A 17,851-nucleotide genomic window follows, 5' to 3' on the forward strand; every position below is an offset into this window, starting at 1 on the left:
AGGAGACGTAAGATGCAGGCGCTTCACACCGCTGCGACCGGAATGGCGGCCCAGGAACTCAACGTCCAGGTGATCTCCAACAACATCGCCAACCTCCGCACCACCGGCTTCAAGAAGCAGACGGCGGCGTTCCAGGACCTGATCTACGAGCACATGCGCCGGGTTGGCGCGCAGTCCTCGGACCAGGGCACGATCCTCCCCGTGGGCATCGACATCGGCGGCGGAGTCAAGACCGTCGGCACGCCGCGCTCGATGACGCAGGGCACGCTGTCGCAGACCGGCAACGACCTCGACCTGGCGATCACCGGCGAAGGCTTCTTCAAGGTCCTGATGCCGGACGGCACCTATCAGTATACCCGCGACGGCACCTTCCAGATGGACAACCAGGGCCGCATCGTCACCGCGCAGGGCAACCCGGTGCAGCCGACGATCTCGATCCCGCAGAACGCCTCGGGCATCACGGTCAACGCGCAAGGCCAGGTCTCGGTGACGGTGCCGGGCTCCACCACCTCGAACATCGTCGGCCAGATCCAGGTCACACGCTTCATCAACAAGGCCGGCCTGCAGCCGGTCGGCAACAACCAGTTCACCGACACGCCGTCCTCCGGCGCGCCGCAGGACGGCGTCGCCAACCAGGAAGGCTATGGCGCCATCACCCAGGGCAGCCTGGAGCAGGCCAATGTCGACGTCGTCAGCGAGATGAGCGAGCTGATCGCCGCCCAGCGCGCCTATGAGATGAACGCCAAGGTCATCTCCGCCGCCGACCAGATGATGCAGTCGACCACTGCGCTGTTCCGCTGAGGCCTGAAGGGAGATCACGATGATGACCCGGACCGCCCGCCCTTTCCTCTTCGCCGCCACCCTGCTGGCGTCCACCGCCCTGCCGGCGCTGGCCGGCGAGGCCGACGACCAGATCCGCGCTCCCGTGCTGCGCGCCACCGTCAACGTCACCGGCGACATCGTGCGCGTCGGCGACCTGATCGAGAATGCCGGCGTGGCCGCGAACGTCGCCGTCTACCGCGCGCCCGATCTCGGCACCACCGGCGTGCTGCCGGCGGCGCAGGTGATCGCGACGCTGCGCAGTCACCAGGTCATTGGCGTCGACATCCGCGACGTCAAGGAGGTCGCGGTGACGCGGCTCGCCCGCGCCATCGATGCCAAGGAGATCGGCAACGCCGTCGCGCTGGCGCTCGAGCATCGCAACGGACTCGGCGATGCCGCCGGCCTCAACGTCAGCTTCGATCAGCCGGTGCAGGACCTGAAGTTCGACGCGTCCACCAGCGGCGCCCTGGCGCCCACCAATGTCCGCTTCGACCCGCGCAGCGGCAGGTTCGAGGTCAGCTTCGAGCTCGGCCATGCCAATGGCGCTGCGACCACCAAGCTGCGCTACACCGGCACCGCAATCGACACCGTCGAGGCCGTGGTGCTGATTCGCAACCTCGACCGCAACGAGATGATCCGCGCCGGCGACCTGCAGGTCGAGCGGCGGCCGCGCGCCGAGCTCGGCGGCGCCGAGCCGGCTTCGCGCGAACTCGCGGTCGGCATGCAGATGCGCCGCCCGGTTCGCGCCGGCCAGCCGCTGAAGGCCACCGACCTCGCCAAGCCCGACCTCGTGCAGCGCGACCAGGCGGTGACACTGATCTACCAGACCGCCGGCATCTATCTCACCACGCGCGGCAAGGCGCTGGAATCCGGCACCGAGGGCGACGTCGTCAGCGTCCTCAATCTGCAGTCCAAGCGCACCATCGCCGGCCGCGTCAGCGGGCGTGGACAGGTCTCCGTCGACATCGCCGTCGCCAAGCCGGCGCAGAGCTCCGAAGCCGACATTGCCGCTCCCGTGTCCGTCGCCAGCCGCCTTCCCTCCTCCGCCACCCCGAAAGCCGAGTAAGTTTCATGTCGACGTTCAAGTTTGATGGTCAGGGTACTGCGCGCCTGCGGCGGGTCGCACTGGTCTCGGTGTCGTTCGCGGTGCTGTCGGTGGCCGGCGGATGCTCCTCGATCGACCGCCTGACGCAGATCGGCGAGCGGCCGAGGCTGACGGAAATCGACAACCCGACGACACAGCCCGGTTACAAGCCGGTGCAGATGCCGATGCCGAAGCCGGAAGCGGTGTCCTACGCGCCGAACTCGCTGTGGCGCAACGGCTCACGCGCCTTCTTCAAGGACCAGCGCGCGCATCAGGTCGGCGACATCCTCACGGTGATGGTCAGCATCTCCGACCAGGCCAATTTTGCCAACGAGACCCAGCGCAGCCGCAAGAACTCGGAAGACTCCGGGATCACCGACTTCATTGGCGCCAAGACGCTCGGGACCCAGGCGCTTAAGGTGCTGCCGGGACGCATCCTGACCGCCGACGGCACCGCGTCGTCCGACGGCAAGGGCTCGATCCAGCGTCAGGAAACGTTGCAGACCAACGTCGCCGCCGTGGTGACGCAGGTGCTGCCGAACGGCAACCTGGTGGTCGAGGGCAAGCAGGAGATCCGCGTCAACTACGAGATCCGCGAGCTGATCGTCGCCGGTATCGTGCGGCCCGAGGACATCCAGAGCGACAACACCATCGAGAGCTCGAAGATCGCCCAGGCCCGCATCTCCTACGGCGGCCGCGGCCAGATCAGCGACGTGCAGCAGCCGCGCTATGGCCAGCAGGTGATGGACATCCTGCTGCCGTTCTGAGGCGAAGACCAAGATCGAACGTGATCGGGCGGTCCATCCGGCCGCCCGGTCCCGGAGCAAGGCGCCGCCGACGCGATCGGCAATCAGGAACGAAGGATCGAACACCAGGATGAAAATCCCTCCTCGCTGGCGAGGAGGGTCAGGCGACGGATCGGCCGAGCGCGATAAGGTCATGATGACCCCGCAGCCACCGCCCGTCTCCAGCAACGAGCTCCCACATTGCCCAACGCGAACCTAGGCGCAACGGGTGATGTATACGCGGCCTCCGGTAGCTCCCCTGCCGGAGGCCGTGTTCGTTTCAGCGACGTCGTGTTGGCGACGAAGGCGCAACCCGGCAGGCATCGAGGCCGCATCGGACCGGTGCGCCGCGCCTCAGTTGGACAGATGGGATTCGATCGACTGGATGGCGGTCTTGAACAGCGTGGTCATGGCCGCGGTGATGTCGTCATCCGTGCTGACCGAAAAATACAGGCCCGAGCTGGCGCAGCTCTGCAGATTGGGGCCGATATTGGCCTGAAACTTCGCAACGTAGTTGTTGTAGAAGTTGTCGGTCGGCAGCGGATAGTACTGGGTATAGAGCACCGCGATCTTGATGCCGCGGCTCTTGATGGTGCTGCACAGCGAAATGTCGAACGGCTGAACGCAGCGCGTGATGCCGTGGTGTACGAGGACCGTCTGGCTGCACGTGCTGGTCTGCTTGCTCTCGACGCCGTCGGTCGCAATGAACAGCAGAGCCTGCGGCGTACTGCCGGAGGCGCCGGAGCCTGGCGTGCCCATGACGCTGTTCATCGCCGAGAGCGCCGAGGCGAAGTCCGTATCGGCGTCATAGTTGTACAAGGATGTCGTGATCTTGTTCTGCGAATAGACCTCCAGCACGTCGACGCTCGCCGCCGCCGTTCCCGCCAGCGACAGGTTGCTCGTCAGCGACTGAACGGTCGTCAGCGGCGTTCCCAGATCGCTGCTGTTGAACGTGTAGACGCCCATCCGGAACGAGGAATTGTACTGCGCGGCCAGCGACGTCGCCGTGCTGGTCAGGGATTTCGTCGCCGAGGCCATGTTCTGGATGCGCGTCACCACATTGAGCGACTGCGCGAGCTTGTAATTGTCCCAGCCCGTCGGGTTGCCCGGCGTATCGGTGCTGTTGGGATTCGACTGATGACAGGCGAAGGCGCAGCCGGCGCCGCCTTCCTGCTGCGGCGTGTTCTTCAGCATCGTGTTGATGCCGGCCGTGGTGGCGGCGATCGCCATCGAGGGCGAGTTGTCCAGCAGCATGTAGATGTCGATGTTGGGCGCAGAAGAGGACGAGGCTGTCGCGGTGCCGTTGAACGGCCATGCGTTCTGCCCCAGCACGTTGGGAAAGATGTTGGTGGACGTTGCGCTGTAGGTGACGGTGGCGGTGCGCGCCAGGCCATTCTGCGTCACCGAGACCTGCGGCGCCGGATAGGTCACACCGGAGATCGCCGATGCCTGCGCCGAGAACACGTTGGTCGCGACCGTCGCGGCCTGTGTCGCGGTCTGCGACATCAACGACGGCGACACCGCTGCGAGCGCCGCCGAGTCCGCCGCGGCATTCAGCCGCTCGCGCTTGTAGATGACGGACGCATAGTCCAGCGTCATGCCACACAGGAACACGGCAGGCACCATGGCCAGCGCAAAGATGACCGCGACGTTACCCCGGCGGTCACGTAGGAAGCCGCTGAGATGATTGCGACGCATGACGAAGGCCTCAGGAATTGACGCGGCTGACCGATGTCGAGAGCCGCGGATAAAAATAGCTGGTCTGGTAGACGTTGATGGTCTTGGTGAAGACGAAACCGAGCCAGGGCTTGTAGGGATAGGTCACCTCGCTCCAGATCAGCGACGTGTTCGCGATCTGCAGCGCCTTGGGCAGGGTGACCGCATTGCCGACTGTCTGGGGGGTCCCGTTGAGCAAGTCGCTCCAGATGATCTTGCCCTGCCCCTTGGAATCCGTCGTGACCTGGGTGACGGTCACGATCATGTCCGACGTCGTATAGGGCGCGACCACCAGCGACGCGGCACCGAGGATGCCGCTCATCGTGCTGTTGTCGATGCTGGTGTATTGAGAGGTGAGATCCGCGACCCGGCTGGCCGCGAGCGAGGCCTTGAACTGGACCGCGAAGCCGTTGCCGGCCTCGATACTGCCGAGATAGAGCGCCAGCATGAAGGGGAGAACGATGGCGAACTCCATCGCAGCGACGGCCCTGTTGTCGCCAATGAAGCCCTGTAGCGACGGGCGAAGACGAGGAAGCAGCGCCATCACGACGGCTCCCGCTTGAAGACGTTGGTCGAGACCAGAAGCCGGTTGCCGTTCGACAGATTGGCCAGGTTGAAGCCGAGCGGTCCCAGCATGACGGGCCATTGGTACAGCACCTGCACGACGACCACGTCGCCGGGATTGCCCAGCGAGTAGCTCCAGGTGTTGGTCACGTTGCCCTTCGAATCGAATGTGAGCGTCGGCGTCGTCGTGCTGACGCCGGAAAACGAGCTGTAGCTCTGCACGTTCACCATCAAATTATTGCAGGTGAAGAAGATCACCGTCTTCTGGCAGGCCCAATCGGCGAATTGCGACTGCGTCAGCCCCGAGGTCTGGGCCTGCCCCGTCAGGATCACGCGGCTGGCCTGGCTCACCACCTCATCGAGCAGACGCTGCGCGAGAAACACGATCATCGTCTGGATGATGGCCACCAGCAGCGCGATGAACGGTGCGGCGACCAGACCGAATTCGACGGCTGCCGAGCCATGCTCGGCGCGCACGAAGCGCCGCCAACGGAACACGCGACGCGCGACGTCGCCGAAGCGAGCGACTGATCCAATTCGCCGAGCACGTTGAGGTGCCAATCTGATCATTCCAGCACGCCACTGTGCGATTCAATCCGAGCAGGAACTCAGACATGACGGATCCGCGTAAACCCGGAGTTAGTTCTAAAGCACCCCGTATTCATACGGGGTCGGCCGCCCGGCCAGACGAAGCGCGGCGTTCTGAGATCAGCTCGCACGGAAGGCAGGTCGCAGCGACCGGCGCACCCGACGTTCCATCGGGGCCTTCAGCCTTTCGGTCCAGGCAAGCGAGGATGGCGGATGGACGGCCGCTCTCTTATGGATCGTCGCTCGCGTCAGACGAAGGCGGCCTCGACCACGCCCAGCCCATCCAGCTCCATCCGCACCCGGTCGCCCGGCTTGAGCCACACCGTCTTCACCAGGCTGCCAGTCAGCACCAGCTGACCGGCCTCGCCGATGGACATCAGCTCGAATTCATCGACGTCAGATCGACGGGGACGACGTCGAACCCATCTGCAATGAGTTCACGGATACGCGCCGCAATGGTCGCCACGATCGCCGGATCCCGCCCGAAGCTCGGGACGGCATCGTCGAGCAGCCCTGGAAAATAATCGACGGTAATCGGTAGCCGAGCGATGCGGCTGACATCCACAATGAAGGACTTGCTCTGCCCCAAGGCGATCGCGCGCTTCTCGTCGACCAGCAAATGCAGGCGAGGCCGGCGTGTCCCTTCATGAGCGGTTCGCGTACTCGTGTAGGCCACGATCGCAGAGGCTCTGTCGCCAGACCTGCCCACGCCCAACACCAATACGATATGGGCGAACGGTCCAGGTCCTCGAATCTCTCTGAACGGGAAATTGCAGCGGACGTAGTCACCGGGCCGCATGGCTCAGGAGAACAGCATTCCCAACGCCTCTCGGCGGGCTTCATAGGCCTCGTCGCTCTCCCCCTCTTCCCGCTCCAACACAAAGGCTGTGGCCGACCCGACCGCATCGTAGGCGAGAATGGTCCGGCCGCGAGCATCGAGCTCCATCTCGCGCATGAGGACGCGCATGATATAGTCTTCTATCGAGAGCCCCTCCCGCTCCGCGCGTTCCGCCGCAGCGATGATCACGGACTTCTCAAGGCTGATGATTTCGGTGTCGCTCAACGGCGTCTCCTAACTTCAGGCAAGCCTATGCACGGGTGGCACTCAGGCTGCTCTCCGCCAGAGGGCTTCAACCTGGCCTGAAAAGCCCCACGGATGATTAAATCAGACTAGCATAACGTTCTTGTTTTGTCTTCGCGCAATCACACGAACACCGCCTCGACCACGCCCAGCCCGTCCAGCTCCATCCGCACCCGGTCGCCGGCCGCGAGCCATACCGTCTTGACCAGGCTGCCGGTCAGCACCAGCTGCCCGGCCTCGAGCCCGTCGCCGCGCGCGGCGAGATGGTTGGCCAGCCAGGCAAGCGCATGGAGGGGATGGCCCAGCACGTCGGCGCCCGTGCCCTGCCCGGCCAAGGCGCCGTTCACGAGAGCACGGCCCTGCACGGCTGCGAGATCCCCGGCACGATCGCGCGGGACGGCGGGCCCGAGCACGCATCCTGCAGCGAAGAAATCATCGGCCACCAGGGTCGGGGCGCCCATGGTCTCCCATTTCACATAGCGGTCGTCGACGATCTCGATCGCGGCGTGGCAATCGCCGATCGCGTCGCCGACATGCGCGATCGTGAACGGCGCATCCAGCGGCAGCAGGTCCTTCGCGAGCCGCACCGCGATCTCGCATTCGACGCCGACCCTGACGTAATCGGCCGCGCGCAGTGTGACGCCAGAGGCGTGCACGCCGCCCGCGAACACACCACCCGCGCAAGGATGCGGAATGCCAATGTAGTCCTGCATCACCTTGCTGGTGCAGCCGATCTTGTAGCCGGCGAAATCGCCGGCGTGCTCGGCGAGCAGCCAGTGAACCTCATGCTGGATCTCATAGCCTGCCGCTTCATCCTTCGGCTGAAGGTGAGCCGGCAGCGCCGAAAGCGGAGTCCGCTCGCGGCGGGCGCCCACGATCAATTGCGCGGCGGCAAGAACCTCGTCTGCTCCCATGATCGTTCAACTCCCGCTGTCAGCCGCCCCAAGCGGCCTCTCAGATGTTATGGTGAACAGCCTGTTATCAAACGGTTTTCGTGGCTGGCCTCATCCCCTCTCGCGGCCACTTCGCGCCGCATGCGAAGCGCCGGCGCTGTTCAGATGGCGCTTCAGCCACGTCGCGGCGACCCCCGCCGAGCTTCAACAGGCTCTCCGCCGACACCCGCGATGATCTCACCATTCGCTCACGGATTCCAGCCGCGCAGGCCCCGCGCATGGAGGCGGCGCTTCGGTCGAGGATGGCAATCGGCTGTCTTGGAAATCCTTGGGGATCAATTCGCCTCGCTGAGGACTCCCGCAGCGGCTTCCTGGCGCGTTTCCAGCCAGGGCAGCTCGAAGGAGCAGGTCAACCCGCTGTCGTCGAACGTGCGTTGCAGATGCCGGACGGTGCGCGTCAGCAGCCGGCTGCCGAAACCGACCACCGGCGGCTCCCGCGCCGGCGGCCCGCCGCGCTCCTCCCAGCGGACGTGCAGGACGTCGGCGCCAAGCGACCAGCTGACCTCGATATGACCGCTCGGCGTGGTCAGCGCACCGTATTTGCTGGCGTTGCAGGCCATCTCGTGGATGACCAGCGCCAGCTGGGTCGTCATCTCCACCGGCACCAGAATGGCCGGGCCGCTGAGGGCGAGTTGATCCGGCGCGCTGGCAAACGGCGCCACCTGGCTGGTGACGAGCGCGGCCAGATCGGCGCCCTGCCAGTCGCTTTCGGCGAGGCTGGTGTGGACCGTGGCGAGCGCATGCAGCCGCGAGGTGAAGTCGCGAACCTTGGCATCGTGGCGGGGCAGCAGCTGGTGCGCCAGCGATTGCACCACGGCCAGGCTGTTCTTGACGCGGTGGGCCAGTTCGTGAACCAGCAGCTCACGCTTGCGGTCGGCCTCCTTTGCCGCGGTGACATCGATATTGACCCCGATCATCTGCAGATCGCTGCCGTCCTCTCCGCGCAACATCCGCGCACGCGCCTCGATCCAGCGGACCGAGCCGTCCGGCAGCGGCACCCGCCATTCGGAATCGAGCTCGCCGGTAATCAAGGCCTGCTTGTTGTCGTGGTCGGCATGCGCCTGGTCCTCGGGATGCACGAGCGCCAGCCAGTCGTCGTAGGTACCGGGGAACGTCCCGGGCTTGAGCCCATAGAGCTCCTCGATCTCGTCCGACCATTGGCTGGTGCCAGACTTCGAGTCCCAGATGAAAGTGCCGAGCCGGCCGTATTTGGCGGCAAGCTTGAGCTGCTCGGCAGTGCGCGAGGCATCGTCGCGCGCCTTGGCGAGCAGTCGAAAGTTGTCCTGGACGATGCGCGCGCTCTCGGCCTGAGCCTTTTCCGCCGCGGCCAGACGTGCGTTGAGCGCCCGCACCTCCGGAGGATCCGACGGCCCTGCCTCTCCCGGGATCGAGCTCTTCACTGCGATGCTGCCGAGCGGCCGCGCGATGCTGGTCCCGATCATCGCGGCGAGCAGCAGCGCCAGCGCGCAGATCGTGGTCGCCGCGATGGTCGCGGTCTTGACGGTCGAGGAGATCGCTTGCGCAAACGCCCCCTGCTTGATGCCGACGCCGACCGTCCAGTCGCTGAGTTGCGGATGCGCGTTGGCGTTGATGACGCGGTCGCCCTCGACCGAGGGAAACTCGGAGATCCCCGGCGTCTTGGCGTGGGCGCGCCAGCCGGCCGATGCAGGCTGGCCAGTCGTTGTCGCGTTCTTCGGAATGCGTGAGATGTAGCGGCCCTGTCCGTCCATGATGCCGACCAGCCAGTCGGCCGGGAGCTGCTGCTGCGCCAGCAGCCGCGTGTAGTTGGCGGCCGGCATGGCGATCGACAGGCAGCGGAACGGCTTGCCATCCTTGAAGACGGGAACGTCGACGGTGGCAACCCATTCGCCAGAATTGGGACCCATGAAAACGTCCGAGATCGACGGCCGCCCGGTCAGGAACGCACGCTCGGCCGAGCGCCGGCCCTCCGGCGTGCGCTCGCCGAGCGGCTTGCCCGGCGTGCCCATGGTGTTCAGCACCAGCCGGCCGTCAGCGTCGGACACGACAATCCAGGCGTCGCCGCTGACCAGCCCGACGCGGCGCGCCTCCGCCTCGAACTCGGTCATGTCAGCCGCGCCAAGTTCGGGGGACTTCCCCAGCACCTCGGCGAGAGCGATGTAGCGACGCAGTTCGGCATCGACGGCGCCGGAGATGGTCTGGGCTGCATAGGACAGACCGCGGCGGATGGAACCGTCGGCGGATTGCGCCATCGAGGCGATGACATAGGCGATCAGGCCGACGCAGGGCAGGAACAGGATGCCCGCCAGCAGCACGAGACGTCCCTTGATGCTCAGAACACCATAAGAGCGCTGCAAGGTCGCGAGCGCGCTTTCCAGCACGCCAGTCGATGTCTCCGGATTCCGCATGATCCCCCGCGGCTGTTCCGAGATGGAACTGCCACCAATTCGGCGATCGCGGAAAAGTTCCTCGCGTCCGCGAGAAACCGCGGATCGTGCGACATCAGATCGGCGCGCAAAAATCCTGCGGCCGCACCCGGCAGGCGGCCGCGATCAAGGCTCCCGGTTCACCCCCGCGACTTATTCGTCGCGATAGACTTTTTCGCGCTTCTCGTGGCGTTCCTGCGCCTCCACCGACAGTGTTGCGATCGGACGGGCTTCGAGCCGCTTCAGCGAAATCGGCTCGCCGGTCTCCTCGCAATAACCGTAGGTGTTGTCCTCGATACGCTGGAGCGCCGCGTCGATCTTGGAGATCAGCTTGCGCTGGCGGTCGCGGGCGCGAAGCTCGATCGCCCGGTCGGTTTCCGACGACGCCCGATCGGCGAGGTCGGGATGGTTCACGTTCTCCTCCTGCAGAGCCTGCAGGGTGAGCTTCGATTCGCGCAGGATCTCCTCCTTCCATGCCAGCAGCTTGGCGCGAAAGTACTCGCGCTGGCGTTCGTTCATGAAAGGCTCTTTTTCGGAAGGTTTGTAGTTCTTCAACTTTTCCAAGGTCAGCCCATCTGTACGTGCTGGCGCCGGTTTCGGCACCGGCGGACGGAATACGCCCGTTCGCGGCCGCGTTATATAGCGGCCTCATGTGACAGACAATATTTCCATCGGCACCGGCGCCCCGCCGTTTTGGCCGTTACACAGGCAAATTTGGCCGCTGCACCGGGGCACCCTTGGCTGCCTCAATAGCCGACGGTGAAACGGGCCCGCCGGTGCGCCGGACGCTCGATTTCGTCGGCCATCGCAACCGCGAAGTCCTCGAACGAGATGAAGCTCTTGCCCTCGGCGTCGACCAGCAATTGGTCGGTTCCGAGCCGGAACTTGCCCGTCCGGGCGCCGAAATCGATCATCGCGGAGGGCGACAGGAAGGTCCAGTCGAGCTCCTTCTCCTGGCGCAGCCGGTCGAGGAACGCCCCGCCCTTCTCCGCTTCGGCCTTGTACATGGCCGGAAAGTTCGGCGTCGTCACCAGCCGCACGCCCGGCGCGACCTCCAGCGAGCCGGCGCCGCCGACCACAAGGTAACGCGATACGCCGGAATCCTTGGCAGCCCCGATCAGGGTCTCGGCATCGCTGGCCAGGAAGTGGATCGAGCTGATCGCGACGTCGTGCCCGGCCCACAGCTTGGCCAGCGCAGCGCGGTCGTTGGCATCGCCCTGCACCGCGGTGACATTGGCGTGGGCTGCGATCTTCTCCGGGTTCCGGGCGATGCCGGTGACCTGATGGCCACGATTGGCGAGTTCGGCGGTAATGCGGGACCCGGCACGGCCGGAGGCCCCGGCGACGGCGATCTTCATGCTGCAACTCCTTGTTGGCGATCGTTCGGTCGGAACAGGAGGGGCTGGACGAGAACCCTCGGTATCCGATAGTGACTAGATAGCTGAGCGAATGCTGGTGTTAAGAGAGCACTTTAAGATCACCAGGTCACGCCGGAGTAACCGAATGCGAGCCGCCAACGTCTATTCGGCCGACTGCCCGACCCGTCAGATCCTCGACCGCATCGGTGACAAATGGGCCGTGCTGATCCTGATCCTGCTGCGCAACGAACCGTTGCGGTTCAATCAGTTGCGGCGGACGATCGAAGGCATTTCGCAGAAGATGCTGTCGCAGGTGTTGAAGAGCCTGGAGCGCGACGGGCTGGTGCGGCGGCGCGCGATCGCCACCGTGCCGGTGACGGTCGAATATTCGATCACGCCGCTCGGGCTGACGCTCGCCGCCGCGCTCGACCCGTTGCGCGACTGGGCGGAGCAGCATCTCAAGGACGTCACCGCCGCGCAGCGGCGCTACGATGCGCAGACGTCGGCGAAGGCGGCCTGAGCCGGCCGTCAGGTCTGCCCAGACTTGGCGAGCTCGACCTCAACGCGGAGCTCGATCTCCGACAGGATCGCGTCCAGCCGCGGGTCGCCGGAGGTCTGCTTGAGATCGGCTGCGGCATCGCGCAGCCGCAGCGCCATGGTCGTATCGAGCTTGCCCGCGAGCAGCGACAGCTTGAGATCGTCGAGCACGTCGAGCGCGCGCTTGCCGCGCTGGACCGAACGCTTGCGGCGTTCGGCCGGCTCCTCCTCGATGCCCTGCAGCGCCAGCAGCGCGTCGATGTTGGCGGTCTGCTTCGGCGCCAAGGTCGCGCGCGTCTCCTGCGCGGAGTCGGCATCAGGCAGCTTGAAGCCGCTCGACGAGGTTTTCCGCGGGGAGCTCGTGGACGTGGTCAGCGTCGTGCCGTTCGGTCCGTAGATGCGCATCGATGGCTCCCGCAAGCTTTGCGTGTCGGCGCAGAGATTGGCCGCGTCGTGGTTAACGGTGCGTAAACGGCCCGGCAAAATCTGCCGGGGCGGCAGCTTCGTTCCTCCGGAGGATCCCCGGACCGCGACAAAGCCCACGATCGAATTCACACTCTTTCAATGAGTTAGTCAGGAGCATCGCCCTGGCACGGCCCTCGCATAGATGATGCCGATCATGCGGTCATGGGAGTGGCCAACTGATCACTTGGAAGAGTTCGAGGGGAGCATAGGATGCGACGCGTCCGACTTACGCGCCTGTTTCAGGCCGCTTGCGCCGCCATGCTGGCGCTGGCCTCTACCGTCATGTCCGCGCATGCGACGTCGCGGATCAAGGATCTCGCCAATATCGAAGGCGTGCGCCAGAACCAGCTTATCGGCTACGGCCTCGTGGTCGGCCTCAACGGCACCGGCGATACGCTCAACAACATCCCGTTCACCAAGCAGTCGCTGCAGGCGATGCTCGAGCGCATGGGCGTCAACATCCGCGGCGCCACCATCCGCACCGGCAACGTCGCCGCCGTCATGGTCACCGGCAATCTGCCGCCGTTCGCGACGCAGGGCACGCGCATGGACGTGACGGTGTCGGCGCTCGGCGACGCCAAGAACCTGCAGGGCGGCACCCTGCTCGTCACCCCCCTGCTCGGCGCCGACGGCAACGTCTATGCGGTCGCGCAGGGCTCGCTCGCGATCTCCGGCTTCCAGGCTGAGGGCGAGGCCGCCAAGATCGTGCGCGGCGTGCCGACCGTCGGCCGCATCGCCAACGGCGCCATCATCGAGCGCGAGATCGAGTTCGCGCTGAACCGGCTCCCGAACGTGCGGCTGGCGCTGCGCAACGCCGACTTCACCACCGCCAAGCGCATCGCTGCTGCGGTTAACGATTTCCTCGGGGTCAAGACCGCCGAGCCGATCGATCCGTCGACGGTGCAGCTCAGCATTCCCGCGGAGTTCAAGGGCAACGTCGTCGCCTTCATGACCGAGATCGAGCAGCTGCAGGTCGATCCGGATCTCGCCGCCAAGATCGTGATCGACGAGCGCTCCGGCATCATTGTGATGGGCCGCGACGTCCGCGTCGCCACCGTTGCGGTGGCTCAGGGCAACCTCACCGTCACGATCTCCGAGAGCCCGCAGGTGAGCCAGCCCAACCCGCTGTCGCGCGGCCGCACCGTGGTCACGCCGCGCACCAGCGTCGGGGTCCAGGAGGACGGCAAGAAGTTCGCGGTCGTCAAGGACGGCGTCTCGCTGCAGCAATTGGTCGATGGCCTCAACGGCCTCGGCATCGGACCGCGCGACCTGATCAGCATCCTGCAGGCGATCAAGGCCGCCGGCGCGATCGAAGCCGACATCGAGGTGATGTGATGGCGACCTCCTTCGTCGACTCCTATGCCGGCCGCATGCCGCTCAGCATGCCCCACGCGGCGGCGACCACAACGCCCCGCACCGACTTCGATCTCGCAGAAGCCCTCACCAAGGTCTCTCCAAAGGCCCAGGCCAAAGCCAAGGCGACTGCAACCGATTTCGAGGCGATGTTTCTCAATTCCATGTTCTCGCAGATGACGAGCGGCGTGAAGGGCGACGGCCCGTTCGGCAACACCCCGGGCACCGGTGTCTGGCGCTCGATGCTGACCGAGGAATATTCGAAGAACTTCGCCAAGGCCGGCGGCGTCGGCATTGCCAACGACGTCTATCGCACGCTGATCCTGCAGCAGGCCAAGAGCAGCACGACCACCGACGTCAAGGCGTAATCGTTTGCGTGACAAGCGCGTGGCCTCGTGACGGCTCACGCCCAAGGAAGTCAGTCAAGGGAGTTATGAAATGACCGCACAGGGCCAGGCGAAGAAAACCACCTACACCGCCGCGGCAAGCGCGGCCGAGGCGCGCGCACTCGCCGACGAGATGGTCGGCGTCATGAGCGAGCTGATCACTGTCATCGAGCAGGAAACCGAGCTGGTCCGCGCCGGCAAGCTCAGCGAGGGCATGGCATTCGGACCGAAGAAGACCGAACTCTCACGTCACTATGTCTCCACCGTGGGCCGCCTGAAGGCCAGCCAGCCGTTCATGAAGCAAGCGACGCCCGAGCTTCTGGCGACGCTGCATCGCCACCACGATACGTTTCGCGCCATGCTGCAGGTGAACCTGACCGTGCTGGCGACGGCTCACGCCATCTCGGAGAAGGTCGTGCGCGGGGTCAACGCGGAGATCCAACGCCGCAACGTCCCCAATACCTACACCGCCGGTGGTCGCCGCGCGGCCCCCGGGCCACGCCATCTGACGCCGCTGGCGGTCAGCCGGACGCTCTGAGCCGCCCGCACGTCGACATCTTCCCCGACCGTCGGGAGCCGCGCCACCGTGAAGGTCGCGCGGCTCTCGTCGTTCAATGCTCGGATAAGATTAAACTCTCCGCGGCACACGCAACGCAGCGTTCATCCTATTTCCTAACATAACGTTGATTGGTCATCGGCATAGTTGCAAGCGGGATGGGTTGGGAATTGACTCGATGGCCATGAGGAGGCTGCCATGAGTTCCGACTTCAGCGTTAGACCGGTGGGTGCGCCAGCGCCTGCCCCGATCATCCAGCCGTCGAACCAGGCGGTGGTGAACGCTGTTCCGACGGATCTTCCTCCCAGTCAGAGCGTGACTGCGGCGGACTCCGGCACACCTGTGCGCAACGACGTGCAGGCCAATGTCGCAAGCGAGCTGTCCGTCTCGCGGCAGGCCTATTACGACCGTGCTGCGGCTGCGCTGGTGTTCCAGGTCGTCAACCGCAAGACCGACCAGGTCGTGAACCAGTTTCCCGACGAGGCCGTGCTGCGCCGCCGCGCCTACTTCAACACGCTCGACCTGCAGAAGGCTCTGCATCAGGAGGAAGCACCGCGGGTGGCCCCGACGGACCGCATTGCCTGAGCGGCCGCGAGCGCTGATCGATCATGGCACGCCGCCCTCACGGGCGGCGTCGTCGTTTCAACGCAGCGCAGGGCGCGCCGTATCAATTGCTCTGGGGGCGTAGGCGCTCTCGATATCGATCGGCCGCAGGGCCTAGCCTGTCATCACGTTCTTGGTCCGGGCGTGACACATGCCCGGCACGTCGGCCATGGCGACTGCCCGCTCAGGCTCGATCGATCAGCTGCGTCCGGACAGGCCTGCGGCGATATGGCAGTTGATGTCGATCAGCGACTTCAGCTTGGCCGGGTTTGGATCCATCTGCATCTCGATGGTCTGCTTCATCACGAACACGCCGATGTTGGCGATGTTCTGACGAATCTCGAGCGAGTTCGGATTGTCGTTCATCTCCATGGCGCTCATGAAAATCGTCCAGAGACGACGATTGAAGAGCAGTGCCTTGTACATGTTGCGATCAGGACCGTTCCAATTGGCTTGAACGTCCTGCAGCTGCCGCGCCGCCTTCAACAATGCCTGAGCTTCGATCTCCCGTGGTGATGCCGTCGTCTGCGACGTGCGTGCATAGGCTTGAGCGGCGTATGACATCAATTACTCCGGACTGACGCTGGGACACGACCAAACTGCTTGGGTTTTGTACGTTGTGCTGCTTTAAAATATGGTTAGCAGCTGTTAGCGGATTTCATGTCGTGGCGTTGCTGGACACCGCGAAATCCCCGTGTCTGCTGCACCTCTTAATTTGATGCGAACGCAGCGATTCAAATTGTCGGAAAGAAAACGCCGCGCGGTCTCTCCGTAAAACACCGAGGTCGCCATTCACCCGCTCACGCAACCGTCGCGCCGGAAGCGCGCGTCGTCCACGCGGTCCGCGCGCAACGAACGAGAGCTGCTGACAAACAAAAAGCGGCGGGCAAGGCCCGCCGCTTCGATGATGTAAGGATGGATCGCGTTCAGCGCAGCAGCTGCAGCACGCTCGCCTGCGACTGGTTGGCGAGCGCCAGCGCCGACACCGCGATCGACTGGCGGGTCGACAGCGCCTGGCTGTTGGCCGCCTCCTCGTTGGTGTCCGCGAGCGTCAGGTTCGACGATCCGGTCTGCAGCACGTTGATCAGGTTCTTGTTGAAGTCCTGACGGATCTGCACGATCGAGAGGTTCGAACCCAGCGACGAAGCCTCGGAGCGGATCGAGGTCGACGCGCTGTTCAGCGTCGTCAGAACCCTGTTCGCCGAATTGCTGTCGAGGAAGTCGGTTCCGACCACCAGGGATGACAGGCCGAGACCGGTGCTGTTGAAGGTCACGCCCGTGATGTTCAGGGTGGACCGGCCGGTCTCGTTGAAGGTCAGCTTCAGCGTGTCGCCGTTCAGCAGGTTGATGCCGTTGAACGAGGCGTCCTGCGCGGTGGTATCGATCTGCGCGAGCACGTTGTTGTACTGCGCGATCAGGCCGGCGCGGGTCGTCTGTGAGTTGGTGTCGGCCACCGGCGTGGACGCCGTCACGCCGTTGAAGGCCTGGCTGGCCGCGGTGGAAGAGCCGGCCACCGCGCCGATCGTCGACGACGCTGCTTCGTTAGTGGTGAGGATCGTAAGCTGACCGTTGGTGCTCAGGCTGGCCTGCAGATTGTTCGCGGCGAGCGCGGTATTGAGCTGCGCCAATGTCGATATCTGCGATGCGCCTGTTCCGAACGTTATGTTCGTCGCCACGCCGCCTCCTGTCGAGGCGATGGTCAATGTCTCTCCAGATAGAGCTGGAGGATTGCGTGTTGTCGTGCCGGGCGACAATCCGAGCTTGGCCAAGGCGGTGCCCGATATTGTAAGATCCTGTGCCGTGCCTGTCGCAAGAGATATCTGGCCGCCGGTCACCGATGACGGCGTCGCGGTCGCGCCGGTCACCGAATCGATCGCGGCAAGAAGGTTGCTGACGGTGTCGCCGACGCCGATATTGGTGCCCGCCGAGACGGAGCCGGCCACGAAGGTGAACACCACACCGTTGACCACGAGCGTGTCACCGGTCGTGACGCTGCTGGCCAGATCGTTCGAGGTCGAGGTCGCCGTGCCCGACAGCCTGGTGGAGCCGGTGATCGCGACGGCCGAGCTGAGATTGTCGTTGTTGGTGACGCTGCCGACCACGAACTTGTTCGACGAACTGCCGAGCAGATTGTTCGCCGTGGCGCCGGAAATGACCGCCGAGGTGATGCTCGACTTGGTGGTATATCCCGTGGGTGCCTGAAGGACCTGGCTGGCGATCGACTTTGCGCTGTCGACCAGCTTCTGGAGCGAGGTCAGACCGGTATTTGCCGCCTGCAGAACCTGGACGCCGTTGCCGATGCTGTCGAGCAGGTTCGCGATGTCGCTCGCCCGGTTGTTGAGCGATTGCGCGGTGAAGAATTCGGTTGGGTTATCGAGCGCCGTGTTGACCTTGTTGCCGGTGGCCAGGTTGTTTTGAGTCGTGGCCAGCAGCGATGCGGTATTTTGCAACGCCAGCAGGTTTTGGCGAACCGAAGCCGAAAGAACGATACCGGACATGTTTGTGAAACCTTCCTAGTTATTCACCAGGAGGTTCTAGTCCACGCTGTTTTAAAACATGGTTAATGGCGCTTTAAATTTCTTGCTTAACGCCGGG

General features: G+C 64.7%; 20 protein-coding genes and 1 pseudogene. 8 read left to right on the top strand and 13 right to left on the bottom strand.

Translation table 11 applies throughout. The features are described from left to right. Positions 1-12 precede the first annotated feature (12 nt). The 3 genes from flgG to flgH are packed head-to-tail and all read left to right on the top strand — an operon-like array spanning position 13 to position 2,673. On the top strand, positions 13-801 hold the full coding sequence (gene flgG / locus ACQR07_RS04540; protein ID WP_434901155.1) for a flagellar basal-body rod protein FlgG: 789 nt from the start codon (positions 13-15) through the stop codon (positions 799-801). A 19-nt stretch (positions 802-820) separates the two neighbouring features. Then, a complete protein-coding gene (gene flgA, locus ACQR07_RS04545) occupies positions 821-1,888 on the top strand; it encodes a flagellar basal body P-ring formation chaperone FlgA (RefSeq protein ID WP_434901156.1) in 1,068 nt (355 codons plus the stop codon). Positions 1,889-1,893: 5 nt separating this feature from the next. Then, positions 1,894-2,673, top strand: coding sequence for a flagellar basal body L-ring protein FlgH (gene flgH / locus ACQR07_RS04550; protein WP_434901157.1), 780 nt, complete (start codon positions 1,894-1,896; stop codon positions 2,671-2,673). Positions 2,674-3,045: 372 nt separating this feature from the next. Here flgH and ACQR07_RS04555 read toward each other — a convergent pair whose 3' ends face one another. From ACQR07_RS04555 to ACQR07_RS04600, 10 genes and pseudogenes are all read right to left on the bottom strand, one after another. Beyond that, on the bottom strand, positions 3,046-4,389 hold the full coding sequence (locus tag ACQR07_RS04555) for a TadE/TadG family type IV pilus assembly protein (RefSeq protein ID WP_434901158.1): 1,344 nt from the start codon (positions 4,387-4,389) through the stop codon (positions 3,046-3,048). 10 nt (positions 4,390-4,399) lie between these two features. Then, entirely contained in the window at positions 4,400-4,951 is a 552-nt protein-coding gene (locus ACQR07_RS04560; protein ID WP_434901159.1) for a TadE/TadG family type IV pilus assembly protein, read from the bottom strand. Then, on the bottom strand, positions 4,951-5,469 hold the full coding sequence (locus ACQR07_RS04565; RefSeq protein WP_434901160.1) for a TadE/TadG family type IV pilus assembly protein: 519 nt from the start codon (positions 5,467-5,469) through the stop codon (positions 4,951-4,953). Before ACQR07_RS04565 ends, ACQR07_RS04560 begins: the two co-directional genes overlap by 1 nt. A 338-nt stretch (positions 5,470-5,807) precedes the next feature. Further along, a pseudogene (locus ACQR07_RS04570) lies at positions 5,808-5,924 on the bottom strand (2-keto-4-pentenoate hydratase); the annotation flags it as partial. Positions 5,925-5,935: 11 nt separating this feature from the next. After that, on the bottom strand, positions 5,936-6,178 hold the full coding sequence (locus ACQR07_RS04575) for a hypothetical protein (RefSeq protein ID WP_434901161.1): 243 nt from the start codon (positions 6,176-6,178) through the stop codon (positions 5,936-5,938). Between the two features lie 183 nt (positions 6,179-6,361). Next, positions 6,362-6,622 carry a hypothetical protein gene (locus ACQR07_RS04580; RefSeq protein WP_434901162.1) on the bottom strand — a complete coding sequence of 87 codons (261 nt, stop codon included), beginning with the start codon at positions 6,620-6,622 and terminating at the stop codon, positions 6,362-6,364. A gap of 140 nt (positions 6,623-6,762) precedes the next feature. Further along, positions 6,763-7,554 (bottom strand): 2-keto-4-pentenoate hydratase, encoded by a 792-nt coding sequence (locus ACQR07_RS04585; protein WP_434901163.1) that lies wholly within the window; start codon positions 7,552-7,554, stop codon positions 6,763-6,765. A gap of 314 nt (positions 7,555-7,868) precedes the next feature. Beyond that, on the bottom strand, positions 7,869-9,980 hold the full coding sequence (locus tag ACQR07_RS04590; RefSeq protein ID WP_434901164.1) for a sensor histidine kinase: 2,112 nt from the start codon (positions 9,978-9,980) through the stop codon (positions 7,869-7,871). 171 nt (positions 9,981-10,151) lie between these two features. Next, complete coding sequence (gene dksA / locus ACQR07_RS04595) at positions 10,152-10,517, bottom strand: RNA polymerase-binding protein DksA (RefSeq protein WP_172114412.1); 366 nt, start codon at positions 10,515-10,517, stop codon at positions 10,152-10,154. A gap of 227 nt (positions 10,518-10,744) precedes the next feature. Beyond that, positions 10,745-11,356 carry an NAD(P)-dependent oxidoreductase gene (locus ACQR07_RS04600; protein ID WP_434901165.1) on the bottom strand — a complete coding sequence of 204 codons (612 nt, stop codon included), beginning with the start codon at positions 11,354-11,356 and terminating at the stop codon, positions 10,745-10,747. A 145-nt stretch (positions 11,357-11,501) separates the two neighbouring features. Here ACQR07_RS04600 and ACQR07_RS04605 point away from each other — a divergent pair, with 145 nt between their 5' ends. Beyond that, positions 11,502-11,876: a winged helix-turn-helix transcriptional regulator gene (locus ACQR07_RS04605; RefSeq protein ID WP_434901166.1), complete on the top strand. Its 375-nt coding sequence runs from the start codon at positions 11,502-11,504 to the stop codon at positions 11,874-11,876. Between the two features lie 8 nt (positions 11,877-11,884). On the opposite strand, the gene ACQR07_RS04610 is transcribed toward ACQR07_RS04605, so the two are convergent. Next, positions 11,885-12,298 (bottom strand): flagellar assembly protein FliX, encoded by a 414-nt coding sequence (locus ACQR07_RS04610; RefSeq protein ID WP_434901167.1) that lies wholly within the window; start codon positions 12,296-12,298, stop codon positions 11,885-11,887. Between the two features lie 270 nt (positions 12,299-12,568). Between ACQR07_RS04610 and ACQR07_RS04615 the strand changes: the two genes are divergently transcribed. From ACQR07_RS04615 to ACQR07_RS04630, 4 genes are all read left to right on the top strand, one after another. Next, positions 12,569-13,693, top strand: coding sequence for a flagellar basal body P-ring protein FlgI (locus ACQR07_RS04615; RefSeq protein WP_434901168.1), 1,125 nt, complete (start codon positions 12,569-12,571; stop codon positions 13,691-13,693). Then, a complete protein-coding gene (flgJ, locus tag ACQR07_RS04620) occupies positions 13,693-14,079 on the top strand; it encodes a flagellar assembly peptidoglycan hydrolase FlgJ (RefSeq protein ID WP_434901169.1) in 387 nt (128 codons plus the stop codon). The genes ACQR07_RS04615 and flgJ overlap by 1 nt, the downstream gene beginning before the upstream one ends. A 70-nt stretch (positions 14,080-14,149) precedes the next feature. Next, positions 14,150-14,635: a hypothetical protein gene (locus ACQR07_RS04625; protein WP_434865017.1), complete on the top strand. Its 486-nt coding sequence runs from the start codon at positions 14,150-14,152 to the stop codon at positions 14,633-14,635. A 216-nt stretch (positions 14,636-14,851) separates the two neighbouring features. Then, positions 14,852-15,238 carry a hypothetical protein gene (locus ACQR07_RS04630; RefSeq protein ID WP_434901170.1) on the top strand — a complete coding sequence of 129 codons (387 nt, stop codon included), beginning with the start codon at positions 14,852-14,854 and terminating at the stop codon, positions 15,236-15,238. A 216-nt stretch (positions 15,239-15,454) separates the two neighbouring features. On the opposite strand, the gene flaF is transcribed toward ACQR07_RS04630, so the two are convergent. After that, on the bottom strand, positions 15,455-15,820 hold the full coding sequence (gene flaF, locus ACQR07_RS04635) for a flagellar biosynthesis regulator FlaF (RefSeq protein WP_434901171.1): 366 nt from the start codon (positions 15,818-15,820) through the stop codon (positions 15,455-15,457). 362 nt (positions 15,821-16,182) lie between these two features. Next, the gene (locus ACQR07_RS04640; protein WP_434865020.1) at positions 16,183-17,754 is read right to left on the bottom strand and encodes a flagellin; all 1,572 of its coding nucleotides are present in this window, start codon (positions 17,752-17,754) and stop codon (positions 16,183-16,185) included. Between the last annotated feature and the right edge of the window lie 97 nt (positions 17,755-17,851).

The organism is Bradyrhizobium sp. HKCCYLS20291 (genome assembly GCF_051167715.1).
Classification (GTDB): Bacteria; Pseudomonadota; Alphaproteobacteria; order Rhizobiales; family Xanthobacteraceae; genus Bradyrhizobium.